Here is a 19177-nt window from a genome sequence, read left to right as displayed (position 1 = left end):
GGCGGCACGCTATTATTGTGTCCGTAAAAAGTCAACATTATCGTCACGCTGCGCCTATGCGGTATTCCGTGTGCGTCGGCAGCATCTGGCCGATGTTGAGAAGATTGCCGTCATCGTCGATGAAGTGGAATTCCCGCATTCCCCAAGGCTTGTCCGAAACCTCCGATAGCCGCTTGGACGGGCCGTTTTTGAATGCGGAATGCCATTCGTCGACGTCGTTGACGCGAATGTAGGCGGAGACGCAATGCGGTTCGGGAATGACCGCAACGGAAGATATATGCAGCTCCACAGCGCGCCGGCGCAGGATCAGATAGTTATGCGCAGGGTGCACGACGACGAAACCTTTGCTGTCATAGATTTCAGCCGAGCGTTCGATGTTGGTTGAAAGCAGGACGGGGATAGCCAATGGCACCGCTACGCCTTTGGCAGCCAGTTCGTCAGGTAACGTCATCATTCTGCAGCCGCTCCCATGATCGCTTTGCCTGTGATGGCCGAAGGTAACACCAGTCGCCCGCCATCTTCGGACGTAACGACCCGCAATCGACACCCGAACGTGTGGCTGAGCAGATCCTCATTCAAGAGGTCGTGGGGTTTACCTTTTCCGGCGATCCTACCCGCCGCCATCAGTACGATTTCATCAGCAAATGCTGCGGCAAGATTGAGATCGTGAATGACGAGCATGACTGCCCGTCCCATTTCGGCCTGCGCTTTGATTAGGGCGAGCACATCGCATTGATGCTTGAGATCGAGGCTCGCAGTCGGTTCATCGAGCAGGATTGCGGCCGTTTCCGCTTGCTGCCGCGGAGCGGTGGCCAATTGGCATAGAGCTCTAGCAATATGGACACGCTGGCGCTCGCCGCCCGAAAGCTCGTTGAGCATCCGCGTTTCGAATTCTGCCAAACCGACGGCGTCTAGTGCTTCGCGTGCAGCATCCGCCGCAGCACAATCGCGAATGCCAAATCCCGGCACTGTCGCGCCCAGCATGACGACTTCGAGAACTGTGAACGGAAATGAAAGAGTCGTCGATTGCGCGACGACCGATCGGCGTGCCGCGAGGCGGCCGACCGGCACTTTCCGGAGATCGGTGTCGTCGAGGAAGACTGCGCCCTCGCTCGGTTTGAGCTCCCCCGCTAAAACGCGCAGCAAGGTAGATTTTCCGGCCCCGTTCGGGCCGATGACGGCGGTGAGGCGGCCGGGCGTAATCGCGAGCGACACGCCGTCGATGAGCCGCTTCGAGCCCGCCACTACCGAAACGCTGCGCGCTTCAAGCATCACCTATTCTCCCCCACCGATGCCGCGCCTCAGCACGAGATGAAGAAACACGGGTGCACCGACGAGCGCGAGCACGATGCCGATGGGCAGCTCTGCGGGCCGTATCGCCATGCGCGCGATGATGTCGGCAACGATGACGAGCGTCGCACCGAGAATGGCGCTTCCCGGAAGAACGACACGATGATCGGGGCCGGAAATCAGCCGCATGACGTGAGGTGCAACGAGGCCGACAAAGCCGATCACGCCGGCAACGGCAACGGCTGCGCCAACGGCTGCAGCCGTGGTCGCGATGGTAATCCGCTTTGTCCGCTCGGTATCGATGCCGAGGTGCATCGCTTCCGACTCTCCGAGCAGAAATCCGTTGAGCCCGCGCACGAGGTGCGGAACTGCGAGACAGATCGCGGCAGCAAACGGAAGAACGGCAAAAACTTTCTGCCAGCTCGCACCGGAAAGGCTGCCCATGGACCAGAGCGTCAGATCTCGCAAATCCCGGTCATCGCTCGCGTACGCAAGAAATCCGCCGAGCGAACCAGCCAATGCTCCGAGAGCGATGCCGGCAAGCAGCAACGTTCCAACCGACAGCCGTCCCCGGCGCGCCGCGATGGCGACAAGCGTGATCGTCGTGATAAGGCCGCCGAAGAATGCAGCGATCGGCAATGCGTAAATTCCGAGAGGCGCGATCAAGGGTGCGGCGATCCCGTGACCGAGCACGATCGTTGCGATCGCTGCAAGCGCTGCGCCCGAAGAAACGCCGATAAGGCCCGGGTCTGCGAGTGGATTGCGGAATAGGCCTTGCATCATCGCGCCCGACGTTGCGAGAGCCGCGCCGACGAAAGCAGCGAGCAACGTTCGTGGCAGTCTGAGATCGATCAGAACCAGCCTGTCTCGCTCAGCGGCGGAATCGGCCGCAAAGCCGGCGGTCGCCGCGAGCGCGCGGGGCAGTGACTGCAGCGATACGCCGGTCGGCCCGATGGCGAGCGACAAGATCGCCGAAAGGAGCAGCAGCCCCGTGAGCGCAAGGAAAACCTTGGCTCGCGCAGGCCTCACCGCACCGGCGACTTTAGCAAACCTGGCATCGATGGCTGTCACGGCGTAGCAGCGGTCTGGCCCGGCTCGGGATAGAGAGCCTTCATCAAGTCATGCGCGGCTGAAGGGGCGCGCGGTCCGAAGCCGAGAAGATACAGACTGTCCATCTCGATGAGACTTTTGTTTTTCACGGCCGGGGTTTGACTGAGACCCGGCAGCGTCAGCGCTGTATTGGCGCCATGGCGATCGCCGGAGCCGCGGCTCATGACGACGACCGCGTCGGGAGAAAACTCGGCCAGCTGTTCATCGCTCACCGGCTTGTAGCCGTTGACGCCGGTCGCTGCATTGTCGGCGCCGGCAAGCTGCAGGATAGCATCAGCGCCGGTGCCCGCGCCTCCGACTGTCGCCCGGCCGTTTTGAACGGCGAGAACGAACAGCACCTTCTTGCGATCTTTGATCTGCTTGCGGTCGTTTTCGAGAGCCGCGAAATCAGCCTCGATTTTGGACGCAAGGGTCTGGGCTTCGCTGGGAGCGCCGACAACGTCGCCGATACGCCGAACCTTTTCAGGCACGCTCTCAGCCGTCTGCTTTTCGGCGATATCGATGTATTGGACGCCGCTGCCCTTGATGGCTTTGACGACCTCGGGCGGTCCAGCCTGCTCGGACGCGATAATGAGCGTTGGATTCATGGAAAGCACACCCTCGGCAGAGAGAGCGCGCAGGTATCCGACCGACTTCTTGTCGGTGAGGGCACTCGCGGGAAACTGGCTCGTCGTATCGACGGCGACGATCTTTTGCTCCTGCCCGAGCGCGTAAAGGATCTCTGTCACGTCGCCACCGAGAGACAGAATCCGTACCGCGGCCGCATCAGCTGCGACAGCGCGGGAGCGATCAAGGCCGAGTTCAGTCAATAACCCGGCTAGTGCGAGCGCTGCGCCAGCAATTGCAAATCGTCGTGTCGCCACGCCCATATCGTGCGTCCCTGGTTGTGTCTTACTTGGTTAGGATCAGCTTGCCGGTCGCGGTAATGCGCAGGCGATACTCTTGCCCTCGGTGCACGAGAGTTGCTTCGCGGTGACCCTTGAGCAATTCGTCAACCCGATATCGGACGCCGTTCTCGATCGGGCCATCGGTGTTTGGCAATTCGGTCGTCGAAGTTGGGCTTTGGCCCGCTTGCCGCAGTACGGACGCTGCGATCTCTTTTTTCTGAGGCATTCGCTCGATCAAGGATAAGTGGCTGGGAGCGGGCATATCTTTCAATATCCGCTCTAGTGAAGATAATGGACCGGTGCAGTCTTCTTTTGCGACGTGCGGCTATCGTCACGAACGTCCACGTCGGAAGCAATGTGCTGCGATTGCATGGAGGCGAGTGCGCGAGCGGCAAACTGCGTGCGCGCCGGTGCCTGCGGATCCTCCACCAGCAGCTTCAGTCCACGGTCCAATGCGCCTTCGTTGCCGGAGCGCGCAGCTTTCAAAAGCCCCGACACCGCAAGCTCGTCGGGCGATACATGCTGGCAGCCGATGCTGAGATAGGAGAAACCGACTTTGCGTTCGGACCGGAGCGCTCTGAGGAGCGCCGTCACGCGCGCGACAAGAAGAGGACCTTCGACGGGGCCGAGCTTTGCCTCGGCCTCTTTCATCGCAATCTCCCACGGCTGCGCCGAGCCGGTGGTGTACACCTCGCAAAGGCAGCGGAAGATATCGAGCGTGATGTTTTCGATCGGCAGAAATTCGAGTTCGGCGCGCAGCGGAAATCCGAGTGCGTGACCCGCACAGGTATCCTCGCCGCCAGTCGCCTTGCCGTCGTTCGGCTTCGGAGATTTGTTCCGCATTTATCGCTCATCCCCTTCGTCGTCGGAAAGATCGGAGAGCATGCGGTCGAATGCCGAGACATGGCCGGTCGCCAAATCCCAAATCATTCCCGCGGAGGCGGCGAACAGCGATGCGGCCAGGACAGCGCCGGACTTATCGCGCGCGTCAAACCGCTCACCGCTAAAGTGCGATTGTTTCATGGTTTTCTATCCAAAATATCGAGGTTCAAGGCCCCGCAAATGGCGAATGGGGCCATTAAGCGAAAGTATACTACGAGAGTCAAGTTTAAACTTTGGAGGTCTCGGTAGCCGCCGCTTGCTCAGCGCGCTCGTGGATCACGCGATGCACGAATGCGAGTTTGTCGTAAGCCGCGCCGGGAATTACGAATGGATAAAAATCGTCATGACCCATGCTGCGGCTCAGGCTGTTCATGGCGATCGTCAGTGGTATCCATCTCGCCATCAGCGCGCCGAACGTTACGCCCGAATAGATATCGTCGCGCAGATCGAGATGAACGCCATGGCCTTCCATGCCTTCGGCCGCAGCGGTGTCGAGAGCATCGACCATGTGCAGATAGTGCGCCCAAGTTTCCGCCCAGTCTTCCCAAGGGTGCGCGCTGGCATAGGCGGAAACATGCCGCTCTTGCCAATCGGGCGCGGGGCCGGCGTTGTGATGGCGCGTAAGTGCCGCGTCGTAGTCTTCGCGCTCGTCGCCGAAGAGCGCACGAAACTCGTCGAGCCGATCGGTTTCTTCGACGAGAACCATCCAGTAGTAATGCCCGCTTTCATGACGCAGATGGCCGAGTAGCGAACGGTAGGGTTCATCGAACCGCTGCCGTTGCCGTTCCCGTTCCACGGAGTCGGCTTCGCTGACGTCGATGGTAACGACGCCATCGAGATGGCCTGTCAGCGAGTCGCGAACGAAATCGAATGTCAGCGGGCCCTTCGCCGAAGCCGAACCATCGAACGGCAGCCCAAATCGCAGAAGCGAATAAACGAGGCGCTTCTTCGCATGCTCGAGCGCGCGCCACGCGCGCAACCCGTCGCGTTCCGAAAGGTTCGGGATAAGGCGGTTGAGGTCGCAAGCCTTGCAGAAAACGTTGCTCTCGGACTCAGGCGTCAGCCAGTTGCAAACGCCGAACTCCGCATTTGCGCAATATCGAAGCGGAACGTCGGTTGGCGTACTGCTCAGCTTGCGAAAGATGGGGGTGTCGAGCGCAACTGTGCTGTCACCGGCTTCCGCTATCGCAACGATGGCCATTTCCCCGGTATCGAAACCGAGCGTGCTGCCGCATTCCACGCACTTCACGTTCTCGAAATACACGGTGTTTCCGCAGTGCGAGCAGGCGAAATTTTTCATGCCGCCTACCGAACGCCCCGGTGCCCGTGGGCTAATGCGCAAATGGCCCCGACCGGGGTTTTCCGGCGACGGCTGACTGCTCCTTGTTGGGTCATTGGACTTCGCCGATAAAACAAGTCGATGCCCTTATAAATCGCACTGAGGTCCAATTTTTTCAGCACTCTGCTCAAACCTCATGCAGAATTGGCGGCTGCGAACTTTTTAGGCTAACCCGCGCTTGTACCATAACTTTCGGCCCGGTAACGCAGGTAGGACTATTTCGTTGCCTGGGGCCTTCTCTGAAGGCCCGGCACCGCGATCAGATCAAACAGGGATGATGCTGCTTCATGGTCCTTCACGTCGCGCTGACCCATCAAACGAGTTACCGCTACGATCGACGGGTAAGCATGGCGCCACAGGTGATCAGGCTTCGCCCCGCCCCGCATTGCCGGACGCCCATTCTGAGCTACTCGCTCACCCTCACGCCGAAATCGCATTTCCTGAACTGGCAGCAGGACCCGTTCGGCAACTTCCTTGCCCGCGTCGTCATCCCCGAAGAGACTACGGAATTCTCCGTCACCGTCGATCTCGTCGCCGACATGGCGGTGATCAATCCGTTCGACTTCTTCATCGAGGAAAAGGCCGAGGCTTGGCCGTTCGTCTACGATGACGTCGTCAAGAAAGAACTCGCGCCCTACCTCGTTGCGGCGCCTCTCGGGCCGAACCTCGAGCGTTATCTCAAGAAGATCGTTCCCAAATCGCAGACGACGATCGACTTCATCTGCGATCTCAATCGCATGGTGCAGGGCGATGTCAGCTATCTCATTCGCATGGAGCCGGGCGTTCAAACGCCGGAAGAAACGCTCGCGAAGGGTTCGGGCTCCTGTCGCGACAGCGCATGGCTTCTGACCCAGATCCTGCGCAATGTTGGCCTCGCAGCGCGTTTCGTATCGGGATACCTCATTCAGCTGAAGCCGGACGTGAAGCCTCACGAAGGTCCCGCAGGCGCCGACGCGGACTTCACCGATCTCCACGCCTGGACCGAGGTCTATATTCCGGGTGCCGGATGGATCGGCCTCGACGCGACGTCCGGTCTATTGGCAGGCGAAGGTCACATCCCGCTCGCCGCAACGCCTCATCCCGTCAGCGCCGCGCCCATCAGCGGTAGCCACACGAAGGCGGAAGTCTCATTCGACTTCAAGATGGCCGTCACGCGCATTCGCGAGACGCCGCGCGTAACGAAACCCTACGACGACGAAACGTGGAAAAGCATTCTCGCAACCGGCAACGCGATCGACGAGCGGCTCGTCAAAGGCGATGTGCGCCTCAGCATGGGTGGCGAACCGACCTTCGTCGCTGCCGACGATATGGAATCCGCCGAATGGAACACGGCGGCCGTCGGACCGACAAAACGTCGTTACGCTGACGAAATGATCCGCCGGCTGCAACGCCGTTTCGCGCCGGGCGGACTGCTCCACTACGGTCAAGGCAAATGGTATCCCGGCGAACAGCTTCCGCGCTGGGCATTCGCACTTTATTGGCGCGGCGACGGCCTGCCACTCTGGGAAAACCAGGACCTTATCGTCAGCGAGAGCGTCGCGCGCCCCGCGATGATCGAAGACGCCGAAAAATTGATGCGCGGCCTATGCGCGAAGCTTGGCCTACCCATCGACAGCGGCATCCCCGCTTATGAAGATCCGGCGCACTTCCTGCTCGTCGAACGGAAACTGCCGATCAATGTCACGGCCGAAGCCAATAGGCTGGACGATCCCGCCGAGCGCGAACGGATCGCACGCGTCTTCGATCGCGGACTGGGCCAGGTTGCGAGTTACGTTCTTCCGATACAAGCTTGGCAAACGGCGGACCGCGGCCGCCGATGGGTCACCGAGCGCTGGGCGCTCCGGCGCGAGCATCTCTTCCTCGTACCAGGCGATTCACCCGCCGGCTTCCGCCTTCCCTTGCAGTCCTTCCCGGTACTCGCGCCGATCGAGCAATCGAACGTCATCCCGCGCGATCCGATGGGCCGATCCCGGCCGCTGCCCGAGCGTTCCGTTCTGCTGCAGGAACGCCGCGTCGTGACGCTGGAAGCCGCAAAACCACACACACCCATCGAGATCACGCCGGACATCGCAGGCTCGGTCCGAACCGCGTTGACGGTCGAGCCGCGCGGCAATGCCATTTGCGTGTTCATGCCGCCGCTGACCGACGCGGAAGACTATGCCGCGCTCGTCGCAGCGATCGAGGAATCGGCGAAAGACACCGGCGTTCCGGTGCAGATCGAAGGCTATAATCCGCCGTCAGACGCACGCCTCAACGTGATCAAGGTCACGCCCGATCCCGGCGTCATCGAAGTCAACATTCATCCCTCGGCGAGCTGGGAGAACACAGTCGCAATAACGACCGCGCTCTATGAGGAGGCGCACGAGACGCGCCTATCAGCCGAAAAGTTCATGCTGGATGGCCGTCATACCGGAACCGGGGGCGGCAACCACATCGTCGTCGGCGGCATGGAGCCGTCCGACAGTCCGTTCCTGCGCCGTCCCGATCTATTAGGCTCTATCATTGCCTATTGGCAAAATCATCCGGCGCTGTCCTATTTCTTTTCCGGCATGTTCATCGGACCGACGAGCCAAGCGCCGCGCGCCGACGAGGGCCGTCACGAATCGCTCTACGAACTCGAAATTGCACTTTCGCAAGTGCCGGATCCGGGAGTTGGGCACATCCCGCCCTGGCTCGTCGATCGGCTCTTCCGCAACCTGCTGATCGATGTCTCGGGCAACACGCATCGTGCCGAGATCTGCATCGATAAGCTTTATTCTCCCGATAGCGCGACAGGCAGGCTGGGACTTGTCGAGTTCCGCTCGTTCGAAATGCCGCCGCACGCCCGCATGAGCCTCGCTCAACAGCTGCTGCTACGTGCACTGATTGTGATGTTCTGGGAAAAGCCATATCGCCAAAAGCTGGTTCGCTGGGGTACGGCGCTCCACGATCGATTCATGTTGCCCCATTATCTTTGGTCCGACTTAGCGACGATCATTGCCGACCTGAAATCCGCAAATCTGCCGGTGGAACTTGAATGGTTCCGACCGCACTTCGAATTCCGCTTCCCCCTCTACGGCACCGTGTCGGCGTCGAACCTGACGCTCGAATTGCGTCAGGCGCTCGAGCCCTGGCACGTGCTGGGCGAGGAGAGCATCGCGGGCGGTACCGCGCGCTACGTCGATTCCTCGCTTGAGCGAGTGGAATTGAAAGTCAAAGGCCAGACGGGCGATCGCTTCGTCGTAACGTGCAACGGGCGTCCGCTTCCGTTGGCGCCAACCGGAAACTGGGGCGAAGCCGTTGCTGGCGTCCGCTATCGCGCTTGGTGGCCACCGTCCGCTTTACACCCGACGATTCCGCCGCACGTGCCGCTGACGTTCGATATCGTCGATACGTGGAGCGGGCGGTCTATCGGCGGCTGCCGATATCACGTCGCACATCCGGGCGGCCGCAATTTCGAGGTGTTCCCGATCAATGCCTACGAGGCTGAAGGCCGCCGCCTCGCGCGTTTCGACGCGGAAGGCCACACAGCCGGATCGATGTCCATCAAGCCGGAAAACGTTAACCCGGATTATCCATGCACACTGGACTTGCGCCGCAGTCCGGTGTGAAAGGCAAGCCGTGCATAGAGCGCATTCGCTCCCCCTCGCCTGGCGCCGTCGCTTGCGGACCGCGTCTCGTGGCACGATAGTGTGCTGATTGATTTGGGGGAGGACGTCGCGGCGTGGACCGGTCGGAATGACGACAGCAGCGGCAATGAATGAACAGCCAATATCCGCTCTCTTGGACGCCTATAGGCGCAAGGAGATAAAGGGGTTCGATGAGCTGCTGGATGCGTCTGGAATGGTCCGCACGCATTGGCGACGGCTGCTCGAAGGATTAGCCGAGCTGCCCGAAACCGAACGGCAGGCGCGGTATGGCCGCCTCGCCTCTCGCGTCCGTGAAACGGGCATCGCCTACGATATCTTCGCCGACCCTCACACCACGCCGCAGCGCTGGACGCTCGACCTCTTGCCCGTCGTCATTTCGGCAAGCGAATGGCAAGGGTTGGAAACGGCGCTCATTCAGCGCGCGAGGCTCTTCGATGCGCTGTTGAATGATGTCTATGGCGAGCAGAACCTTCTGCGTGAAGGGCTGGTGCCTGCCGAGCTGATCTTCTCCGATGCCGCCTATCTTGCACCGGCTAATGGCATCTTGCCGAATGCCGGCGGCCTGATGTTTTACGCCGCCGACATCGCCCGCGGCGAAGACGGCAAATGGCACATCATCGACAATCACACCGAGACCCTGGCGGGAATCGGCTTTGCTTTGGCGAACCGCGTCGTGCACACGCACGTCGCTGGCGATCTCTTCAAAGATTGCAACGCACGCCGTTTGGCGCCTTATTTCCAGGAACTGCAGTCGACGCTGACGCTGCACAGCGGCCGCGAAAATGCGCGCATCGCGCTGATGACTCCGGGCCCGCATCACGAAGACTATTTCTCCCACGCTTATCTCGCGCGCTACCTCGGCTACTTGCTGATCGAAGGTCACGATCTCAAAACGCGAAACGAGCAAGTCTATCTGAAGACGCTCGAAGGCTTGAAAGAGATCGACCTCCTCGTGCGCTGCATCGACGGCAAATCGAGTGATCCGCTCGAACTCGATCCGACTGGCTTCATCGGCCCCTCGGGCCTCCTCCGCGTCTGCCGCAGGTCGCCGCGCATCGTCGTCAACGCCATAGGAACGGCACTCGCGCAAAACCGCGGCCTCGGACCTTATTTGCCGGAGCTTGCCCGTCATGTTCTGGGAGAGGAACTCGAACTCGCGGACGCACCGCGCCGCTGGCTCGGCGATCCTGACGCCCGCCGCGAGCTTTTCGCGCGGCCGGATAAGTTCATCATCCGCAAGGCCCAGGAGGGCACAGGGCGCCCTGGTCAAGCTGCCCTCGGCTGGGAAGCCCGCGGACTTTCCGCCCCCGAGCGCGAAAAAATGAAGCGCGAAATCGCTCTTCATGGCGCGACGCTCGTCGCGGAAGAGAAAGTCGAATTCAGCTCAGCGCCGATCCTCGGCCGCGACGGGCTCGTGCCGAAGCCCTTTGCCGTCCGCCTCTTCGTTTGCAGAACCGACGGCGGCTATCAGGTCATGCCGGGAGGGCTCGCAATGAGCATCGATCCCGAACGCGCCGTGGCCCTCAGCGCTCCTGACGGCCGCACGCGAGACGTCTGGGTTCTGTCGGAAAGCGAACTCGCGCCGCACATCAGCCTTTGGAGGCCGACGCTGGCAACGACGCGCATCGAGCGTTCGCAGCGGGTCATTCAAAGCCGCGTCGCCGATGATTTGTTCTGGCTTGGCCGCTACAGTGAGCGCGCCGACTGGACGATGCGCGTGCTTCGCGGCGCACTTCGGCGGATCGAGGAAGATAGCGGGCCCAACACCGGCCGCCGCGCCGCGCGCAAATGCCTCGAAGTCCTTCTCGGTAAAGATCTGGGGCTCGTCACTGGCACTCGTGGCGCACCGCCTGATGCTGAAATTGAGCGGCTATGCGAAAGCCTGATCACGGGCGGCATCGGTTCGCGCACTCTTGAGCGCACGCTCGATGGGCTCTATCGCGTTGCCCATCTCGTGCGAGATCGTCTGTCGCTCGAAGCCTGGCAGACGCTGAGCAAGTTCCGCTCCGGCGACCGCTGGAGAGAGGCGCTGAGCTCCGCGCAGCCGCTCGAAGTCCTCGATGTGTTGGATGAAGGGCTCGCGGCGATCGCCGCGTTCAACGGCTTCATGCACGAGAACATGACGCGGAATTCGGGCTGGGCATTTCTCGACATGGGGCGGCGTATCGAGAGAGCGCAAAATCTCAGCGAAGCGATCCTCACGCTGTTTATTCCGTTGCCGGATCAGGAAGAGACGCAGAGCAGCTTGGTGCTTTTGCTCGAACTCGCCGACAGCTTCATTACCTATCGCTCGCGCTACAGGCTCGACCCGATGCTGGCGCTGGTGCTGGACCTTCTTCTGCTCGACGAGGCAAACCCGCGAAGCCTTGCCTATCAGCTCTCGGCAATCGCCCGGCATCTGGAAGGGCTTCCCGATACGTACAAGGGCACGGGATTGCCGGAAGATCGGCGGCTTATCCTCGCGCTGCTGACGTCGATCCGCATGGCCGACGTTGAAGCGATGGCGAAAGAAGAAAGCGGCGCAATGCTCGAACGCCTCCTGCTGGATCAGCTGGAAATGCTGCCCGAGCTTTCCAACGAAATAACGAGGCACTACTTCAACGTCATGGACGAAGCGCCCCATCGAACCCACACGAGGGTAGAACCCTCGCTATGATCTTCGATATCACCCACAAGACGCATTACCGCTATCGCTCGATGGTCGTGCAGTCACTGCATATCGTGCACATGACGCCGCGCTCGCTGCCGGGGCAGATCGTCCGCCATCACAGCCTGACCGTTGAGCCGGTCCCGACGTCGCGGCAGGACGGGATCGACGCATTCGGAAACATCGACATCATTCTCGATATGGAGTCGCAGCACAAAGAGCTTGTGCTGCTAGCGCGGAGCACGGTCGAGAAGCGAACGCCGCCGCCCGTTGATCTCGCGTCAACGACGCCGTGGGATCATCTCGACGATTGCCTGCTGAAATCCGGCGGCGAGCGCGATGTCCACGTTCTGATGTACCGCTGCGCCTCGCGCATCACTCTGCCGACGCTCGAGTTCGCAGACTATGCCGCGCCGTCGTTCGCGCCGGGACGGCCAGTCCTTGATGCAGCGATGGATTTCGTCATGCGGATGTATAACGATTTCACATTTGATCCGCACGCAACCGACGTCTCGACCCCGTTGACGCAAGTCTTCCAGACGAAGCGCGGCGTCTGTCAGGATTTCGCACACGCTGCATTGGCGTGCTTTCGTGCGCTTCGTATTCCCGCCCGCTACGTCAGCGGCTATCTCCACACGAGGCCGCCGCCGGGACGTCCGAAGCTGCAAGGCGCGGATGCGACGCACGCCTGGATTTCGGTCTGGTCGCCGGAATATGGCTGGGTGGATTTCGATCCGACCAACGGCATCATCGTTCGTGACGAGCACGTGACGGTCGCTTACGGCCGCGACTACGATGACGTGAGCCCGATAAGCGGAGTGCTGCGCGGTGGCGGCGAGCATTCCGTCAGCGTCGGCGTCGACGTCAATATGATAGCAGGCGCGCCGGCTGACGCGCTGAGCGGTCGCTAAACGTCACGGGTAGTTACCTTTTTGTGCCCTCTTGAAGGAGCCGCGCACCGCTCGCATTTGTACCGGGCCAGAGGCGCCGAGGGACATCGCGCCTTTGCGCAAGCATGGGGCTACGATGTTTATTCGCGATACGTCGGAAGGCTACGGGATAATCTCGCGCCTATTCCATTGGCTCATGGCGATCGCGATCATCGCCATGTTCATACTCGGCCTATGGATGGTAGGCCTCGACTACTATAGCCCGTACTACAATTCCGCGCCCGACATTCATCGCAGCGTCGGCATGCTCCTGCTATTTGCGCTCCTCGTTCGCTGGATCTGGCGAGTCGCGAACGTCAAGCCGTCGGACCGCGAGCTGTCGCCCCTCGAGCAAAAGGCCTCCTACGCCGTCCATTGGGGATTTTATGTTTTGCTGCTCGTGCTGATGGCGAGCGGCTACCTGATATCGACCGCGGGTGGCGAGCCGATCAGCGTCTTCGGTTGGTTTTCAGTTCCATCGATCTTGCAAATGCACGGGCTCGAAAGCCGCGCCGGTTACGTTCACAGAATTCTGGCCTATGCCACGATCGCGCTCGCCGCTGTTCATGCGGCCGCAGCTTTGAAGCATCATTACCTCGATAAGAGCCCGGTCCTGACGCGCATGTGGTCGGGTCCGCCGCCAGTTGAATCACTCGTCCAAGAAAAGGAAAATCGTCAATGAACTTCAGAATAGCGGCTCTTGCGGCATCGATGACCGTTTCGCTGCTGGCGCTCCCGGCGTCGGCGGCCGACTACGTCATCGATACCAAGAACGCCCACGCGTCGATCACCTTCCGCATCAAGCATCTTGGCTTCAGCTGGCTGACCGGCCGCTTCGATAAGTTCTCCGGCAATTTTTCCTTCGACGACAAGAACCCCGACGCTTCGAAAGTGAAAGTCGAAATCGACACGACGAGCATCGATACCAATCACGCCGAACGCGACAAGCATCTGCGCGCCGCCGATCTGCTCGACACCGACAAGTTCCCGACGGCGACATTCGAGAGCACGAGTGTCAAAGCGTCGGGACCCGACAAGGCAAAGATCACCGGCAATCTCACGCTGCATGGCGTGACGAAAGAAATCACGATCGATGCCGAGCGCCTCGGTGGCGGCAAAGATCCCTGGGGCGGCTACCGCGATGGCTTCACGGGAACGACGGAGTTGACGCTCGCTGATTTCGGCATCAACCGCGATCTCGGTCCCGCCTCGAAGACCGTGGAACTCATGCTCAACGTCGAGGGCATTCGTCAGTAACGAACGGATCTACAATCTGAAGACTGCGGCGCCGCCGGTTAATCCGGCGCCCGCCGCGGTCATGAGTATGATCTCGCCCGCCGCATACGGCCGGTCGGTAGCTGTGGCCGACAACGTGAACGGGATCGTCGCAGCCGAGCTGTTGCCGAAGTTCTCGATCGTCGATCTGAGACGCTCGGGCGGAACGTCAAGCTGGTGCGCCAAGGTATTCATCATCCGCTCATTGGCCTGATGCGGGATGAGATGATCGACTTGGCCGGTGGACATCCCGGCCCTTGCCAACGCCTTTTCCGCACACTCCGTCATCATATCGACGGCTGCTGCGTAGACGGCTTTGCCGTCGTTCATCACCATCAGCACGTCTTGCGGATCGCGGATTTTTGAAAAGGGCTTGCGGCTGCCGCCGCCCGGTATCGTGATCAGATCGTAGTGCTCGCCTTTGGCCGCCAGATGCGCGCCTTGAATGCCGGCTTCCGGCCGCGCGGACGGCGCCAGTAAGACTGCGCCTGCAGCGTCCGCGAAGAGCACGCAGCTTGCGCGATCCGCTTCGTTGATACGGCGAGAGAGAATGTTGGCTGCGATGACGAGAACCGCTGTTCCCTGCGTCCGCACGAAACTGTCGGCCAACGTCAGCGCATAGATGAAGCCCGCGCAAGCGCCTGCCATGTCGATTGCACCGGCGTTTGCCAATCCAAGACGATGCGCGACGAGCGGTGACGACGGAGGCAGCAAATGGTCCGGCGTCGATGTCGCGAGTAACAGCAACCCGACGTCGTCGCGCGAAAATGCAGTTCGTGCCAGCGCCATATCGCCGGCCTTCACCGCAATGTCTGAAAGCGCTTCGCCGTCCGCCGCATATCGGCGTTCCTCGATGCCGGTACGCCGCTTGATCCAACCGGCCTCGAGACCAAGACGCGCCTCGATCTCCCGATTGGGTACGATGCGCTCCGGCGCGTAATGGCCATAACTGATGATTTCGACGCCCGTCATGCGAGCACCTCATCGACGGTTTCGACGAGACTGCGATAGACGAATTTGAGGTCATCCTTGGTCGTGCAATAGGGCGGCATCACGTAAACGGTAGATCCCAAAGGCCGGAGAAGCACGCCACGTTCGAGAAGGCGCGCGCGCATGGCGAGAGTAATATCGGCAAGATAGCCTTGTTGAGCATCGGCAAGCTCGAAGGCTGTGATTGTACCAAGCTGCCGAAGGTTCGAGAAGCGCGGGTCGCCTTCCAAGTCTTTAAGACACAGGGCCTGGTTCGCCGTCAGCGTTAAAATCCGCTCGATGACCGGCTCTCGACGCCACACTTCGAGATTGGCCGCCGCCGCGGCGCACGCGATCGGATTGGCCGTGTAGGAGCTTGAGTGAAAGAATGTCCGCGAACGGTCCTTCGAGAGATGAGCATCGTAAATGGGCGCGCTGCACATCGTAACCGCGAGCGGTATGGATCCGCCGGTAATTCCTTTGGCGATGCAGAGAATGTCAGGCGATATTCCCGCTTGCTCGCACGCAAACACGGTCCCCGTTCTGCCGAAGCCCGTCATCACCTCGTCGGCAATGAAGAGCACGTCGTGCGCCTTGCAGATCCGGTGCATCTCCTTGAGGGCGTCCGCATCGTATATCAGCATGCCGCCTGCGCCGAGGATCCGCGGCTCGCAAATGAACGCGGCGACGTCCCCTTTCCGGCAAGCGATTTCGAGTGCGTCGAACGTCGGCTGCGCATGATGCGGCTTGGGGAGCGGGATGCGGCCGACTTCAAACAGCAGCGGCTCGTAGGCCGCGTTGAAAACGCCGCGAGCACCAGCCGACATCGTGCCGATGGTGTCGCCATGATAGGCATCTTCCAACGCGAGAATGCGTGTCCGGCGATTGCCCGTATTCTTCCAGTATCCGAGCGCCATTTTGAGAGCGACCTCGACGGACGTCGAGCCGCTGTCGGAAAAGAACACGTGGCGCAAACCTTGCGGCACGATCCTCAACAGACCAGCCGCAACGGCTTCCGCAGGCTCGTGTGTGAAGCCCGCAAAAATGACCTGGTCGAGCAACTCGGCTTGCGCGCGAATGGCTTCGGTGATCTTCGGATGCCGATGTCCGTGCGTTATCACCCACCACGAAGAGACGCCGTCGAAAATGCGCTTCCCCTCGGGAGTTTCGAGCCACGCACCTTCGGCCCGGGCGACGCGGGCCATGGATGGTTCGAGCGCGTGCTGCGTGAACGGATGCCAGATGGCGGAGGACGTCATGGGCCGACGGCCCCGATATCGAGAACGTCCGCAACCGCGAAATTCTCGGCGAACGCCGCCTGCAAAGTGTCGGCATTGAGATTGTCGATGCGTGGCAGACGGCCGAGCCGCCTGACTGCCCCGAAGGTCACGATCGTGCGCTCGCTATCGGCGTTTTCGTCGCCGATGAAAGCAACGCCGAGAATTGGAATGGCGCGGCGTTTCAGGGCTTCGATTGAGAGCAGCGAGTGATTGATCGTTCCGAGCTGTGTCGATGCGCAGAGAATGACAGGCAGCCTCCATTGCGCCAGCAAGTCTATCTGCAACAAGCGTCGCGTCAGCGGCACCATGAGGCCACCGGCGGTCTCGACCACCAGCGGGGTCGGCAACCCGAACGGCGACAGCTTCTTGGAATCGATCTCGACGCCGTCGATCTCGGCGGCATAATGCGGCGAGACGGGCGTATTCAGTCGGTATCTCTCCGGCAGAATTCGAGACTCCGCCAAGGTCGTCAGCCGATTGACGGTCTCGGCATCCGTGTCGCCAGCAAGTCCCGACTGCACGGGCTTCCAATAATATCCGTCGAGCGCTTCCGTGAGCGCGGCGGCGAAAACGGTTTTGCCGATATCCGTTCCGGTTCCGGCGATGACGATACGAATGGTCATGCCGCGGTCTCCGCTTCAGCCGCTGCGATATCGTCGACAAGCCGCGTGATTGCGACTTCGTCTACGTTGAGCGTAATCGTAAGTCGCAGCCGGGACGTGCCTTCGGGCACCGTCGGCGGACGGATAGCGCGTATGTCGTAGCCGCGGCTCTGCATCGATCTCGCAAGCGTCACCGCCGGTACATCGCCTCCGACGACCAGGGGCAGGATTTGCGAACCGGAAGGACGAAAGCGCGTCTTCGCAGTGAGCTCCCGTTCCGCATGCGCGACAAGGTTCATGAGACGCTCCCGCCGTTCGGGCTGCGTTTCACAAATCTTGAGTGCCGCGCGCACCGTCGCTGCGATCAGCGGGGATGGAGCGGTTGCGTAAATGAACGGCCTTCCGCGGTTAACGAGAAAATCGCGAATAACCCGTGGTCCAATCACCAGCGCGCCCATGGCGCCGAGCGCCTTACCGCACGTATGCAAACTAATGACGTTGTCATTGCCTTCGAGATCGGCTGCAAGTCCTCGGCCGCGGGCGCCGAACACGCCCGTCGCGTGCGCTTCGTCGATGATGAGCATCGCATCGTGACGCCGCGCGATATCGAAGAGATCGCTGATCGGCGCCCGGTCGCCATCCATGCTGTACAGGCTCTCGATGACGATCCACGGCTGCCCCGTGCCGCCATCGCGCCGCCACGCCGTAATGCTGTCCTCGAAGGCCTGCGCATCGTTGTGACGAACCGCGACCGAGTTCGCCTTCGACAAGCGCATGCCGTCGTGAGCGCTGGCGTGAATAAACTCGTCGTAAACGATCAGGTCGCCCCGTGAGGGCAACGTCGAGAGCAGGGCCGAATTCGCGATGAAGCCGCCGCCGAAGAACAGCGCCGTCTCGCCACCGAAAAAGCGCGCGGCTTCCTGCTCCAGCGCCTCGTGCTCTTCGTGATTGCCGCGCAGCAGGCGTGAGCCGCCGGCGCCGACCGGCACGCCCCGAGCCACCGCCCGCTCAACCGCCTGCGCCAGCTGGCGCGATTGCGCGAGCCCAAGGTAGTCGTTCGATGTGAAATCGATGCCGTGCGCCGTTTCGAGCGTCCTCAAACGCCCGCGGCGGAGGAGCGCGTCGAGCGCACGCTCATGATTGCCGGGCATCCCGTTGAACCGCAGTGGACGCTAGCTCCGCCTCGTGAGGATCGGCGATTTCAATGTCGAGCGCCGACAGGCCTAGTTTCGCAAATAGCTTGCTGTCCTTGTCTTCGCCCGGATTATCCGCCGTCAGCAGCGTATCTCCGACGAAGACGGAATTGGCGCCAGCGAAGAAGCAAAGCGCCTGCATCTCGTCGCTCATTTCGGTTCGCCCGGCCGAGAGACGCACGAAAGACTTCGGCATCATGATACGCGCGACCGCAATGGTGCGGACGAAATCGATTGGGTCGATACGCTCGGTGTCTCCAAGCGGCGTTCCGGGAATGGCGATGAGCATATTGATCGGCACGCTCTCCGGATGCTCTTCGAGGTTGGCGAGCGTCACGAGCATGTCGACGCGATCCTGCCGCTCTTCGCCCATGCCGACGATGCCGCCCGAGCAAACCTTCATGCCCGCATCGCGAACGCGCGCCAGCGTATCGAGACGGTCCGCGTACGTCCGCGTGGTGATGACCTTGTCGTAGTAGGCTTCGGACGTATCGACGTTGTGATTGTAATAATCGAGACCGGCGTCGCGCAGCTTGACGATATCGTCGTCCGAAAGCATGCCGAGCGTCATGCACGTTTCCATGCCGAGCGCTTTGACGCCTTCAACCATCGCGACGACGACGTCCATGTCTCGCGCTTTGGGACTGCGCCAAGCGGCGCCCATGCAATAGCGCGTCGCGCCGGCAGCCTTGGCCTTCTTGGCCTCGGTGATGACGCGCTCGACCTCCATCAGCTTCGACGCCTTGAGGCCGGTCTTGTGGTGAGCGGACTGGCTGCAGTAGCCGCAGTCTTCCGCACAGCCGCCCGTCTTGATCGACAGGAGACGGCTCATCTGAACTTTGTTCGGGTCGAAAGACGTCCGATGCACGCTTTGGGCGCGAAAGAGCAAATCCATGAGCGGAAGCTCGTAGAGCGCCATAGCTTCGGCGCCCGTCCAGTCATGGCGGATTGCCGGGCCTCCACGGGTACGGGCAGAGGCATCGAGACGGGTAACGGGTGAGGTCATTCAGGTGCGATCTCCGCAGGGGCGGACACCGCCCCGATCCGGAGAAGATGTTTGCACCGCTTCCGCCCCGGCTAGCAACCGCCAAAATGCCTCTCTGAGCTGGTGAGGCCCAAGGAAAACGGCAATCGGGAGCTTTCCC

18 protein-coding genes are annotated in these 19177 nt (G+C 61.1%); 5 read left to right on the top strand and 13 right to left on the bottom strand.

Annotated features, from left to right (window positions below):
* Window positions 1-43 precede the first annotated feature (43 nt).
* The 8 genes from K2Q04_RS00425 to K2Q04_RS00390 form a co-directional block, all read right to left on the bottom strand.
* Complete coding sequence (locus K2Q04_RS00425) at window positions 44-454, bottom strand: VOC family protein (protein ID WP_291157792.1); 411 nt, start codon at window positions 452-454, stop codon at window positions 44-46.
* Complete coding sequence (locus K2Q04_RS00420) at window positions 451-1272, bottom strand: heme ABC transporter ATP-binding protein (protein ID WP_291157789.1); 822 nt, start codon at window positions 1270-1272, stop codon at window positions 451-453. Before K2Q04_RS00420 ends, K2Q04_RS00425 begins: the two co-directional genes overlap by 4 nt.
* Before the next feature lie 3 nt (window positions 1273-1275).
* Window positions 1276-2361 (bottom strand): iron chelate uptake ABC transporter family permease subunit, encoded by a 1086-nt coding sequence (locus K2Q04_RS00415; RefSeq protein WP_291157787.1) that lies wholly within the window; start codon window positions 2359-2361, stop codon window positions 1276-1278.
* The gene (locus tag K2Q04_RS00410) at window positions 2358-3269 is read right to left on the bottom strand and encodes an ABC transporter substrate-binding protein (RefSeq protein ID WP_291157784.1); all 912 of its coding nucleotides are present in this window, start codon (window positions 3267-3269) and stop codon (window positions 2358-2360) included. The genes K2Q04_RS00415 and K2Q04_RS00410 overlap by 4 nt, the downstream gene beginning before the upstream one ends.
* A gap of 22 nt (window positions 3270-3291) precedes the next feature.
* A complete protein-coding gene (locus K2Q04_RS00405; RefSeq protein WP_291157781.1) occupies window positions 3292-3513 on the bottom strand; it encodes a hemin uptake protein HemP in 222 nt (73 codons plus the stop codon).
* A gap of 53 nt (window positions 3514-3566) precedes the next feature.
* A complete protein-coding gene (locus tag K2Q04_RS00400; protein WP_291157778.1) occupies window positions 3567-4130 on the bottom strand; it encodes a hypothetical protein in 564 nt (187 codons plus the stop codon).
* Window positions 4131-4310 carry a hypothetical protein gene (locus tag K2Q04_RS00395; protein WP_291157775.1) on the bottom strand — a complete coding sequence of 60 codons (180 nt, stop codon included), beginning with the start codon at window positions 4308-4310 and terminating at the stop codon, window positions 4131-4133.
* 85 nt (window positions 4311-4395) lie between these two features.
* The gene (locus K2Q04_RS00390; RefSeq protein WP_291157773.1) at window positions 4396-5469 is read right to left on the bottom strand and encodes a putative zinc-binding metallopeptidase; all 1074 of its coding nucleotides are present in this window, start codon (window positions 5467-5469) and stop codon (window positions 4396-4398) included.
* Between the two features lie 326 nt (window positions 5470-5795).
* Between K2Q04_RS00390 and K2Q04_RS00385 the strand changes: the two genes are divergently transcribed.
* The 5 genes from K2Q04_RS00385 (at window position 5796) to K2Q04_RS00365 (ending at window position 13970) form a co-directional block, all read left to right on the top strand.
* Window positions 5796-9098 (top strand): DUF2126 domain-containing protein, encoded by a 3303-nt coding sequence (locus tag K2Q04_RS00385; protein WP_291157770.1) that lies wholly within the window; start codon window positions 5796-5798, stop codon window positions 9096-9098.
* A gap of 127 nt (window positions 9099-9225) precedes the next feature.
* Window positions 9226-11793, top strand: coding sequence for a circularly permuted type 2 ATP-grasp protein (locus tag K2Q04_RS00380; protein ID WP_291157767.1), 2568 nt, complete (start codon window positions 9226-9228; stop codon window positions 11791-11793).
* On the top strand, window positions 11790-12695 hold the full coding sequence (locus tag K2Q04_RS00375; RefSeq protein WP_291157764.1) for a transglutaminase family protein: 906 nt from the start codon (window positions 11790-11792) through the stop codon (window positions 12693-12695). Before K2Q04_RS00380 ends, K2Q04_RS00375 begins: the two co-directional genes overlap by 4 nt.
* 115 nt (window positions 12696-12810) lie before the next feature.
* On the top strand, window positions 12811-13395 hold the full coding sequence (locus K2Q04_RS00370) for a cytochrome b (protein ID WP_291157762.1): 585 nt from the start codon (window positions 12811-12813) through the stop codon (window positions 13393-13395).
* A complete protein-coding gene (locus K2Q04_RS00365; RefSeq protein WP_291157759.1) occupies window positions 13392-13970 on the top strand; it encodes a YceI family protein in 579 nt (192 codons plus the stop codon). Before K2Q04_RS00370 ends, K2Q04_RS00365 begins: the two co-directional genes overlap by 4 nt.
* A gap of 9 nt (window positions 13971-13979) precedes the next feature.
* Here K2Q04_RS00365 and K2Q04_RS00360 read toward each other — a convergent pair whose 3' ends face one another.
* Genes K2Q04_RS00360 through bioB form a run of 5 tightly spaced genes read right to left on the bottom strand, consistent with a single transcriptional unit; the run spans window position 13980 to window position 19038 of the window.
* Window positions 13980-14960: a beta-ketoacyl-ACP synthase III gene (locus tag K2Q04_RS00360; RefSeq protein ID WP_291157757.1), complete on the bottom strand. Its 981-nt coding sequence runs from the start codon at window positions 14958-14960 to the stop codon at window positions 13980-13982.
* Window positions 14957-16216, bottom strand: coding sequence for an adenosylmethionine--8-amino-7-oxononanoate transaminase (locus K2Q04_RS00355; RefSeq protein WP_291157754.1), 1260 nt, complete (start codon window positions 16214-16216; stop codon window positions 14957-14959). Before K2Q04_RS00355 ends, K2Q04_RS00360 begins: the two co-directional genes overlap by 4 nt.
* Window positions 16213-16860 carry a dethiobiotin synthase gene (gene bioD / locus K2Q04_RS00350; protein WP_291157751.1) on the bottom strand — a complete coding sequence of 216 codons (648 nt, stop codon included), beginning with the start codon at window positions 16858-16860 and terminating at the stop codon, window positions 16213-16215. The genes K2Q04_RS00355 and bioD overlap by 4 nt, the downstream gene beginning before the upstream one ends.
* Entirely contained in the window at window positions 16857-17990 is a 1134-nt protein-coding gene (locus tag K2Q04_RS00345) for an 8-amino-7-oxononanoate synthase (protein WP_291157748.1), read from the bottom strand. The genes bioD and K2Q04_RS00345 overlap by 4 nt, the downstream gene beginning before the upstream one ends.
* Entirely contained in the window at window positions 17974-19038 is a 1065-nt protein-coding gene (gene bioB / locus K2Q04_RS00340) for a biotin synthase BioB (RefSeq protein ID WP_291157745.1), read from the bottom strand. The genes K2Q04_RS00345 and bioB overlap by 17 nt, the downstream gene beginning before the upstream one ends.
* Window positions 19039-19177 lie beyond the last annotated feature (139 nt).

The organism is Hyphomicrobium sp. (assembly GCF_019753045.1).
In the GTDB taxonomy this organism is placed as follows: domain Bacteria; phylum Pseudomonadota; class Alphaproteobacteria; order Rhizobiales; family Hyphomicrobiaceae; genus Hyphomicrobium_B.
Note: the sequence above shows the minus strand (reverse complement) of the source record. Positions and strands in the feature narration are given on the sequence as shown.